Source organism: Nostoc sp. 2RC (assembly GCF_014222165.1).
GTDB classification, from domain to species: domain Bacteria; phylum Cyanobacteriota; class Cyanobacteriia; order Cyanobacteriales; family Nostocaceae; genus Nostoc; species Nostoc linckia.
Genome location: NZ_JACKZU010000057.1, coordinates 18665 through 28347 on the forward strand (window position 1 = coordinate 18665; position 9683 = coordinate 28347).

The 9683-nt window shown below is 43.7% G+C and carries 9 protein-coding genes and 3 pseudogenes; 2 read left to right on the plus strand and 10 right to left on the minus strand.

Annotation, left to right across the window (positions count from 1 at the left end; genetic code table 11):
* Positions 1-15 precede the first annotated feature (15 nt).
* The 6 genes and pseudogenes from GNE10_RS09400 to GNE10_RS09425 form a co-directional block, all read right to left on the minus strand.
* Positions 16-387, minus strand: a complete 372-nt coding sequence (locus GNE10_RS09400) for a hypothetical protein (RefSeq protein WP_185564864.1) — start codon at positions 385-387, stop codon at positions 16-18.
* A 148-nt stretch (positions 388-535) separates the two neighbouring features.
* On the minus strand, positions 536-1000 hold the full coding sequence (locus GNE10_RS09405; RefSeq protein WP_185564865.1) for a hypothetical protein: 465 nt from the start codon (positions 998-1000) through the stop codon (positions 536-538).
* Between the two features lie 3 nt (positions 1001-1003).
* A complete protein-coding gene (locus GNE10_RS09410) occupies positions 1004-2050 on the minus strand; it encodes a site-specific integrase (protein WP_185564866.1) in 1047 nt (348 codons plus the stop codon).
* A gap of 21 nt (positions 2051-2071) precedes the next feature.
* The gene (locus GNE10_RS09415) at positions 2072-2935 is read right to left on the minus strand and encodes a hypothetical protein (protein WP_185564868.1); all 864 of its coding nucleotides are present in this window, start codon (positions 2933-2935) and stop codon (positions 2072-2074) included.
* A gap of 55 nt (positions 2936-2990) precedes the next feature.
* Positions 2991-3635, minus strand: a complete 645-nt coding sequence (locus GNE10_RS09420; protein WP_185564871.1) for a hypothetical protein — start codon at positions 3633-3635, stop codon at positions 2991-2993.
* A 178-nt stretch (positions 3636-3813) separates the two neighbouring features.
* Positions 3814-3963 (minus strand): annotated as a pseudogene (locus GNE10_RS09425) (four helix bundle protein); the annotation flags it as partial.
* 403 nt (positions 3964-4366) lie between these two features.
* Between GNE10_RS09425 and GNE10_RS09430 the strand changes: the two are divergent.
* Positions 4367-4559, plus strand: a pseudogene (locus tag GNE10_RS09430) (transposase); the annotation flags it as partial.
* Between the two features lie 562 nt (positions 4560-5121).
* Here the strand turns inward: GNE10_RS09430 and GNE10_RS09435 are convergent.
* The 3 genes from GNE10_RS09435 to GNE10_RS09445 all read right to left on the minus strand — a co-directional run bounded on the left by GNE10_RS09435 (position 5122) and on the right by GNE10_RS09445 (position 6170).
* The gene (locus GNE10_RS09435) at positions 5122-5358 is read right to left on the minus strand and encodes a hypothetical protein (protein ID WP_185564875.1); all 237 of its coding nucleotides are present in this window, start codon (positions 5356-5358) and stop codon (positions 5122-5124) included.
* 19 nt (positions 5359-5377) lie between these two features.
* Complete coding sequence (locus GNE10_RS09440; RefSeq protein ID WP_185564878.1) at positions 5378-5521, minus strand: hypothetical protein; 144 nt, start codon at positions 5519-5521, stop codon at positions 5378-5380.
* 79 nt (positions 5522-5600) lie between these two features.
* Positions 5601-6170 carry a hypothetical protein gene (locus tag GNE10_RS09445; protein ID WP_185564882.1) on the minus strand — a complete coding sequence of 190 codons (570 nt, stop codon included), beginning with the start codon at positions 6168-6170 and terminating at the stop codon, positions 5601-5603.
* Between the two features lie 813 nt (positions 6171-6983).
* Between GNE10_RS09445 and GNE10_RS09450 the strand changes: the two genes are divergently transcribed.
* Positions 6984-7631, plus strand: coding sequence for a tyrosine-type recombinase/integrase (locus GNE10_RS09450; protein WP_185564884.1), 648 nt, complete (start codon positions 6984-6986; stop codon positions 7629-7631).
* Between the two features lie 175 nt (positions 7632-7806).
* Here the strand turns inward: GNE10_RS09450 and GNE10_RS09455 are convergent.
* Positions 7807-9495: pseudogene (locus tag GNE10_RS09455) on the minus strand (bifunctional DNA primase/helicase); the annotation flags it as partial.
* Positions 9496-9683: the final 188 nt, after the last annotated feature.

Here is a 9683-nt window from a genome sequence, read left to right on the forward strand (position 1 = left end):
TGCTAACTCACCATTTTAATTTTGCGGGTCAATCCTTGTTAACTGTACTAAGATAGCCCCAAGCTGGTTTAATGCAGCGTTAGTGGTTCGCTGGTGTTCCTCAAAGTTTCGCTGGTGTTGTTCAAAGTTATGTTTTAATTCTTCGTGGCTATCACGCAGTTCTAACAATACATCATTTAAAATTGCATCCCTAGCCAACACGGAATTTACATTACTGGTTAGCTCACTAACGTTATCAGTCAAGTTATCTACTTTATCAGTCAGGTTATCTACCTTGTCGGTTAGATTGTTTAGTTTGCTGGTTAAAGCTGCTATCGCTTCAGTATTCTGTATTGCCAGTAATTCAATCCGGTCTAGCCTACTTGGCTGGTCTGGTGTGCTGGTCATGATAATTTCTGTTAAGGAAGCTAATCACAATAATAAAAGTTGTATATAGCTTACAGTATAAGCTTTCTAGCTTAGAAGTTAGTTTATTTTAGAAATGCGTCGTTCGAGCAAGCGTAGCCTCTTGCGCTATATGCTTGGTCAGTGGCTCTTATTCAGGGTGTAGGGGGCAGGGTCGCACTGGACAATGACTTGGACTGACCTCAAACATATCTTTATATTGATATAGTGAAACATTGTATTCTTTAGCAAACGCCTGTAGTACCTTATTTGTGTAGGCGCGTATCTTGCCAGCCGTTAGCCCAAAGCAGTGAATTGGCTCTAAACGACAAATCGGCTTTTGCCCTAGCCATAACTCTGCACCTAAAGCGTGCAATGGTTTATCCCCCGGTTCTTTATATAAGTACAACACGGCGAAATATGTTGTTGGCGGCTGAAGTGCGATCGCTTCAATTTGTGCTGAGTCATCTGATGTTCGTTTGCGGTAGAACGAACGGCGATTGTGACAAACCTTCGGATTCCAACAGCCATCACCTTCTGGCCCGTGCAGCACCTTAGCCTTAGATGTTGGCAACTTAGCACACAGTTGACACTTAGGATCGAGCGGCTTGGGCATACCCTACTGTGCTTCCTCTTCACCGATAGCACGATAATAAGCAGCGATCGCCGCCTCTTGTTCGCTCCGGAGTGTATACCGCCGAAACGCTTTATCACTTTGATGTCCAGTTAACTTCCGTGCATGGCTGGGGTCAACACCCAACAGCAATAAGTCTGTGGCGTAGGTGTGCCGAAAGGAGTGGGGATGTAAGTCTTCAATACCTGCAAGCTCACCTATCTTCTCCACAGCAAAGTAAATGCCGTGGTAACTCAAGCGTTCGCCCTTATATGAAGCATGATGTGAAATCATTAACGGCGTGAGGCTATTCAATTCTTCCCCTGATTCAATACGCGATCGCAAATATTCAAGCAATACTTCACGACTTTCTTTCTTGAGTGGTACTAAGCGTGGTTCATTCGTTTTAGTGTCGGGCAAGAACAACAGCTTACCATCGAACGAGCCAACATTTAACTCAACAATTTCTCCTGCCCTCAACCCGTGACTGAGAATGTGTACTAGTGCGGTATCCCGTTGCTTTGTTTCTCCCAGTAGCTCCAAAGCTGCCCACACTCTTTCCATTTGTTCTGGTGTTAGGCTTTGGGCTGGTGGCAATGGTACTTTTTCTAGTTTAATTCCCAGTGTCGGATTAGTAGCAATTATATCTGGATATGTGTAACACATCCATTTAAAAAAGCTTTTAAGCGCAGCAACTCCCGCATTGATACTACTTTTTGAAAGCGGCTTTTGTGCATCAGTTTTTACTTCATCTCGCAGGTATTCTTTGTACAATCCAAAGTGACGCGGGCGTAGCTCGTGATAGTGCAGTTGCGTCCATCCTAAGAATCTCTTTAGTTCGCGTTCGTAGAGCTTGCGGCTGTTGGGTGCGAGATTGTTGCTGCGTAAAAACTCCAATACTTTTATCAAACGAATATCAGTAGGTGCTTTTATATTTGTGGATCTGCTACTGCGCTGTGTAGCACCCTTAGCAGGCGCTTCATCACCATTTTCTAATGGGATGAGTTTAATTGGAGGTAAGGAATCTTTGACTAAATTTTCAGGCGATCGCATTTTTTAGTTCTCAGTTAAATATTAAACACCAGCTTCAGTCAATGCTTGGGAAAAATCGTCAATCAAATTCAAACTCTCTGCCCATTGTGCCAAATATGCATAGTCCAAGCTTTCTGCTTGCAACTTGAGTATCCCCAGCACATCGCGCCACTGTTTTTCAGATTTACTTCCCGTAGCCCACCGCAATTTTTGTAAGATTGTATCTTCTGGTGAGGCAACCCAAAACTTAGGTATCCCTTCTAAGTCAACTAATCTCCGACGTGCCATCTGCGACAGTGCAAACGGCGAAACATCACTTATATATAAATCGGCATTAGCGATAGTTTCGGTGTGCGTGATATTAAGCATCCGCTCGCGTCCCAGCAATAAATCCTCAACTGCACCTGCTGGGCAATAATATAGTGCTGAGGAGAGCGTCGTCACAAGCATTTCTATCCGCTCCGGTTGGACTTCAATTACTAAATCTAGATCGCGAGTTGAACGGGGTTCACCGTGCAGCGAAGCAGCAACACCACCGCTCACGTAGTAAGGAACACTAATTGATTCAAAAAGTTGGTGTAGCTCTCCTGCAAGCGAAATTGAATCTTGAATCCACATATTTTCATCAACACCAACAAAGTGAAAGTCAACCCGAAATTTCTCTGCTAATACAGCGCGAGCGAACACATAGCGAATCTCCTCTTTTGGCGCTCCGCTATGCCGCGATTTAATTCCTGCAAGGCAAAGTTTCTTGACTCCACGCTCGTGAGCAGCGAATATTTCTAAGCGCTGCTTGAGCGAAAGTTGCCGTAGGCGAGCGAACAGATAAATATCTGCCTCTATGTTCGTATCAGCCCCTTGCGAGCGGTAGCCCGATGATTTTTGGCGTTCGGAGGTTTGAGCCATACTTAAAGAAGTCGCAAGTCGCAAGTCGCAAGTCGCAAGTCGGAAAATATTTAAGTCACACATTTTCTACAGAATTTGAGAGCTTGAGAATTGAAACTAAAATCTGCATTAATTCTTGCAAATCAGTTGGGATACGATAGAGCATTAAATCTTGAGTTACAAGCCTACTTCCTCTTTGGAAACTTCCAAATTGCCAAATATCTCCTGTTGTCACTGCACCGTACAATATCGGTTCGTCTGATTCTATCCAAGAATCCATAGCAATTAATTCCACAGCTAGTTGTGTAAATCCTCGTGTTAAATCTGCTTGTTTTGCTTCCACAACTAGTATTTGATGTTGAGACTGTAAGTAATAATCCAAATCTCCCCGCAAGAATTGATTCACTTCAATTGGATATTCAATATTAATTATTGCTTGGGTGATATGTGCCACTTCCAACAAGATAGGAGCAATCAAAACTTCTCTTCTTGCTGCTTCACTAGTAAGACTCACACGAGTAATTGCTTCTTCTAATCGCTGTTTTAAATCAGCCAAGCGAGTAATTTCATAATTACTAATTGGGAAGTTTATGTTCGTTTTGGTTAAAGTTGCATCCAACTCACGCAGAATATCGGCTGGAGCAAATCTTAAATCAAAGTATCTACGGAACGTGTAAGTCTCTTCTGGTTTAAGAATCGGGGGACGGTGAGGTATGACCATAAAATTACTAACTCAGTTGAGGTCGCAAGTTGCAAGTCGCAAGTCGCAAGTTGTAAGGAACGAAAAAACTTCAGTTGCGGGTTACAAGTACACTTTGAATTAAGAATTATGTCAAGGCATCGACAACAGTTGTCGGTACACTTGCGACTTGCGACTTCTAACTTGCGACTTTGTTGTGTACATTAGCACCAATACTGGTGCCAGAACGTAACAGTTGCTTAGAAAGAGTACGGCAAACACCCGGTTTTTCATCAAGAAAGCTACAAGCCTTGATGATTCTGACCGCAAACGCTTTAGTCCTGTCAGTCATACTCATGTCTTTATCCATAACTTGCACCCGCTGTACTTTATCTTTCTTTATTCTTACTTGCGACTTGCGACTTGCGACTTGCGACTTCCCTACTCGATAATACACCACTTCAACACAAAATAAGGTACTCTTATCTTGTCTACGATATAAACTACGATTAAAATCACCTGTTGAAAGACAGCGTTGATTTTAAGACATCTTGTGTCCGTTGTTGACTTATGGAAACTGCTCAAAGTCTTTACGGGGAATGTTGCGAATATGCGTGGGCGTTTAAATATACTTCTAGCCCATACCTTATATTAGCTGTTCAATAGCATCAATATCTGCATTTCGGTTAATCCTTCACATAACGTATCAATCTGCACGGTTTGCCTTGCTTCAGGTTGCATCTAGGTAACATTCACTTATCGTCTAGGTAACACTACATCATTTTTTGAGAGATGCACTGTGGGATATCAAAAAGTTAAGGAAAATTCGGCTGTGGTTGATAAAAACGTTTATTGGTGAAAGAGAAATAATTTTATGTATTGACAAAACAGGAGATAAGAAAAAGGGAAAATCCACAGATTATGTAACTAGCCAATATTGGAAATTTAGGCAAAGTGTATTCAGGTGCATGGTCGGCATATACTTGATTAATATCCTTACGTTCAACAGGTTTATATCCGCACGAAGAAAGACGCGGGCACGGGTACAGTGTTGCCGAAATTTTGATTAGATAATTAAGTCATTACTTATTTTCATTTAATGGAGGTGAGATGGTAGTGGGCGAATGTCAGACTATCTGCAATGATTGTGCTTTCCATGCTTTAATAGAAGGAGCCATAGAGTGCATTCACCCTGACGAATTTGGAGTGAATTGTTCTAGCGTCATTTTCTGCAATTCATTTGAGCCAGCACTCATAATTGACAGTCCTTGCGTGACATACGGCAATGATGAAGAATAACTTCAATTGTGTAGGCTAAGCAACCCAATTCTTAAAGGCACACTGCTCTGGCTCGGCATCGTTCTTAAACCCAAAAACCCAGTTGTCATAACTGGGCTTTTGATGGGGCTATATTCCCCAAGGGCTATTTATAAAAGTTTTTATCTAATAAAGACTACAACGCGAAGAATTGCGATTCCAGATTTTTTCTTAGAGGTTATGGTGCGATCGCCAAGGAAACCTACTTTTATTACACACCGTTATGGCTTGAGTAATGAGGATATAAACGATACATTAAATTATTCAGATGGCATCTATTATGTGTAAGTAATACTTTTCCCATCGAAGGAGGTTTAGGAGCTTGTGCTGAAGCTGGCTTTGGCATAACTAATACCAGATTTAATGCTTTTATCCAGCAGTTGCGTTCAATTAAACCCCAGCCAGGAACTTTCTTCAATGTAGAACTTACCGCAAGCTGCCAACTCAAATAAGAATGTCATTTGTACTCAAGCGCGGTGGATTCTCTGATTCTTGTCAACAGGCGATCGCTTGTAAATAATTGAAACAAAATGCCGACCATTGGTCGGCAAAAGATGATCGCGTTGCTCCCGCTGGAGTGCCAAAATATCGAATCGCATATCAGCAAGCACTTGCGACCTCCGACTTCCGACTTGCGACTTGCGACTTGCGACTTGCGACTTGCGACCTGCGACCTGTTTTGCGACTTCTTTAATAAACTGGATGATAAAGCCCGTCGTTCTCGTTAAATCGCCACGAACGATTACCCAAATCGCGGTCTTGTGTCCAGCGTTCAAAGTCCTTTTGGCGCAAAGTTGCACGTTTTTCTTCGACGGTCGATGCACTAGTGCCAAGACGCGAGGCTAGTTGTTCTGCATTACGGGGTTCAAGCTTGACTGGTGCGTTCGTTTGATAGGGGTAAGCACTTGATGATTTGCTGCGTGACCTTGATGCGTTGATGGTATTTTGCATTTGTAACAATACCCCTTCAAATCGTGCCAGCTTTAAGAATAGTTCTTCTACCTTGGCAGAAATGTTGCTTTCTCTTTCCAGAGAAAGGTTTTCAATATTAGCTTGTAACCGGAGAAAATCTTCTTCAAGTTTCTGTAAACGATTTTCTACACTTTCTTTTGTACCTGGCACATCGTCTAAAATCTGCTGTAGACCTTGAATTACCAATTCTGTAGCGGTTGTTTTACGTTTTCGTGCAGCTAGGCGAAGTGCTTTAACCAGGGTTTTCGGTAATCGGAAGTTAATCGATTCACGTTCTATGTTTGTCATATTTGTACCCTTTAGCCCTGGTATAGACAGTTTACCACGTGAGGTCAGATTTTTCACCTATTTATAGGTGTTTGGGGCAACTGTACAAAATTATTACTGGCAAAATAGCCGTCCCAGTAATGATTCTGTTGATTGTGTAAATACGCTTGAAGCCAATTGTATAGAAAGCCTTACTTCAGTTGACTTTCAAGAAACACATAGGAGTGAGCAGCGTGTGTAGATGTGGTACAGAAAGTGTCTATATAGTAATAATTTACTCAACTAGAGTGCTGGCTGGTGTACGTTTAGAATAAAGTTCTAGAATTTAAAATAAAGTCTTAAACTAACGGGTACAAATAGAAGTAATCTGAGATGAACACTCGGAAAGTTGCACGCTTAGCATCCTTGGGTGAGAAATTTCAGGGACGAACAAACACGGTAAAGCGCAGACGCTAAGTTAATTTATATATTTATAAGGGCGTGACTACGGTATCAAATTCTGTTAAAAAATGCTGTTGAACGCTCAAGATGCGATCGCTTCTTGTTTTTTCCTGTTTGGCTCATGTCTAGGTACTATCTAGGTTAACAGGTTAACCGTGACTGGACGCGGCTCAGTAAGAGCGTCATCCCGAAAAGATAACTACCTTGACAGTATCATTTTAGAGTGCATGAATGCGATTGCCTGCTCGCGTGCTTCCAAAGCAATTGCATTTGAACGCTTGGTTCCATTTCCTTGAGTTTGGGTAGTTGAGTTGTAAATAAATTATTCATCCAAAATTAAACCTGGGACGATGCACCTGCGATAATGATTAACTATCGGGGGTAGCATCTGGGGTGAAAATCGACCGTCACGGAAAGGCAAAAGTCCTAACGCCTGAAGAAATCCAGCGTCTATTCACTTTGGGGTTAACTACAGTTCGAGATAGAACCCTAATAGCTGTGATGCTGTACACGGGTTGCCGAGTCAATGAAGCAGTTACCCTCAAAATTAAAGATGTTTACGACAGCAAGGGGCGAATCAGGCCGGAACTAATTATCCGTAAAGGCAGCTCTAAGGGAAAGCTGGCTACTCGTACTATTCCAGTGCTTGACGATTTGCAAGTTTATCTAAAAATATATAAACCCAAAACAAGCCATGATGGCTACCTGTTTCCCGGTCGATGGGGGCGCGGTCACTTGCATTCAGAATATGCAAGCCTGATCTTTCGAGAAGCGTGCCTCCGAGTAGACATTGAAGGAGCCAGCACTCACAGTTGCCGCCGCACTGCACTTACTTTGATGAGCAATGCCTCTATTCCATTGAGAGTCATCCAAGAAATCAGCGGACATCGCAGCTTGGAGCAACTGCAAAATTACCTGGAGGTGGAACCATCCCAAGTACGGGGTGCGATCGCTGCGTTATCGATGTTATCACCGCCATCAATTAATAGCAGTAATTTTGACAACGAGAGTGTGAATAACACCCACTTATTGTCGGAGTGATAGATCAGGAAATATATCTTTGTTGATCTAGACAGAAAGATTGGCAGTTAAGGTCTATAACGATTTTCCCAAAAAGTCATTGATAATTCCATCGGCAACACATTTTCATCAAGCGATTGATAAAAATAAGGCGCAGATTGCTCTTTATTTACGTAGTTCAGTCACGGCGTAGGCTTTATCCCTCCATCGGCAACACCTCTTCACTTAACAAGGTGTAAAATTCCGGTACTGCCGACTCAAGCGATCGCAATTCATCAAGGGCGATCGCCTCCAACTCCAGCACCGTCTCCCAACGCAAATCGCCAGCCCATCGCTTGAGGATACCCTTAAGAGCCTCTATACCTTGGGCGATGCCAGAGCGAAGGGTTTCCACGCAGTGGAGTAAAGTAATGCGATCTGTAGAGGAAGCAGGGGAGAGAGATTCTTGCCCCTGTGCCCCTGTGCCCAAGAGTGCTGCTCCCGGGGTTACTGCCATAGATCTGTGCCCCTGTGCCTCTTCTGGTTGTGTAGTATCCACCCCCTCAACGAGGGAGTTTCCTATACCTTTATGGGGGGGGGTGGATACGGGAACAGAAACACGTTCTAACCCTAGCGAAGGCTGGGTTTGGGAGTAAGGAACCCGTTGCTGTTGACGATGAGCGATAACTTGTAATGCAAAATCCAATTCTGCCTTCGACAGCGAGAATAATTTCACCTGTTGACCGCGTTTGCCCTGCTTGCGGCAAGCTAACTTTAGCCCCAGTTGTTCAAGCATTGTGGCCAACAGCCAAATTGGTTGACAATCGCTTGGAACTGTAAAACCAAGAATTGCTTTGATGTGAGCAGCACATTGAATGGCGATCGCTGTCATATTTAATAGATGTGGGTCAGCCGCCGTAATTTCAGCCCCGGCTACTAAACATTCCAGAATGTGATGCAATCCTAAGTTAAATCTTGCCAGCCATCGAGCCGAGTAATTTCCCCAATCCATACAAAATGGAAGTTTGTCGCGTTCGGCGCGGTCTAGTTGGGTAAGGAATGCTGGCGGTGCGGGGTACTGTTTACCAGTCTTGGAGTTTTGGATGATTTCATCTGGTGGTGAAAGGATTGCCTCAAGAGCAGCGATCGCTCCAACGAGTCTACCGGAGTTGTCCTTCTCGACTAATAGGGGCGTAACTTCCATACCGTAAGCTTCATGAATGCGGAATTTTTCACATTCGTTCATTTCATCAGGCGAAAGATAATCCTTGGTTTGTCGTGCGCGGTATTCACTTTTGGAGATATTGTTCGCCCTGGCGACGGCATGATGATGAGCAGTATCGAGAACGTCCCCTGCCGTCTTCAACAGTTCCCAAGCCGGGGCATCATTCTCATGACCTACGGGTATAATCTCATTGCCCATATGCTTAAGCAACTCGCGCAGGTCTGTACGCAAGTTATTGATGGATTGGTGACGAGCAGATTTGATTTTGCAGTAAGCATCTAACGCCCAGTCTTTCTCAGCGCCCCTTTTACCCGTTTCTCGGTCAATCCGCAGTAGGAAAGCCGTAATCTCGTTGGTTTGCAACAGCCTTTCCTTGATTTTAGTTGGGTTGGTGTCAAGGTATCCAAACGGTGGCTTGGAAGCTACCCAAACATGAATCGGCACTTTTGGGCGATAGCGCCACAGTTGTTGAGCGCATTCGGTCGCCGTCTGCGAAACACCGTGAAAGACACCAAACACGGCATCAAAATGATACTGCGAGATATCAACTCCAGTGCCCAAGCTGGGAGAGGTGAGGAGAATATCTATATTCTTGATGGCGTTGGTAATGTCTTTAATAAACGCAACATTCTCCTCGCTGCCTGAATTATCTGAATGAATTGACCAAACTCTTATAGAAGTAGAGAAGTCGGAGGTCCCAAGTCGGAAGTGAGAACTAGTGGTGCGCCAAGGAAACTTTGCATGGTGGCAGGCAGGGGGGCAGGTGTGTAAATCTCTGAAGTACAGTAGCTCAGTGGGGAGACGTAAGAGCTAAGCTGGGCCAGGGGAAGGGCAGGAATTGCCATGGCAGGCTCGCTACACATAAATAT

Excerpts from the sequence above, each read along its gene's own strand:
- GNE10_RS09400 (WP_185564864.1), bottom strand. The coding sequence starts at position 387 with ATGACCAGCACACCAGACCAGCCAAGTAGGCTAGACCGGATTGAATTA.
- GNE10_RS09405 (WP_185564865.1), bottom strand. The coding sequence starts at position 1,000 with ATGCCCAAGCCGCTCGATCCTAAGTGTCAACTGTGTGCTAAGTTGCCA.
- GNE10_RS09410 (WP_185564866.1), bottom strand. The coding sequence starts at position 2,050 with ATGCGATCGCCTGAAAATTTAGTCAAAGATTCCTTACCTCCAATTAAA.
- GNE10_RS09415 (WP_185564868.1), bottom strand. The coding sequence starts at position 2,935 with ATGGCTCAAACCTCCGAACGCCAAAAATCATCGGGCTACCGCTCGCAA.
- GNE10_RS09420 (WP_185564871.1), bottom strand. The coding sequence starts at position 3,635 with ATGGTCATACCTCACCGTCCCCCGATTCTTAAACCAGAAGAGACTTAC.
- GNE10_RS09445 (WP_185564882.1), bottom strand. The coding sequence starts at position 6,170 with ATGACAAACATAGAACGTGAATCGATTAACTTCCGATTACCGAAAACC.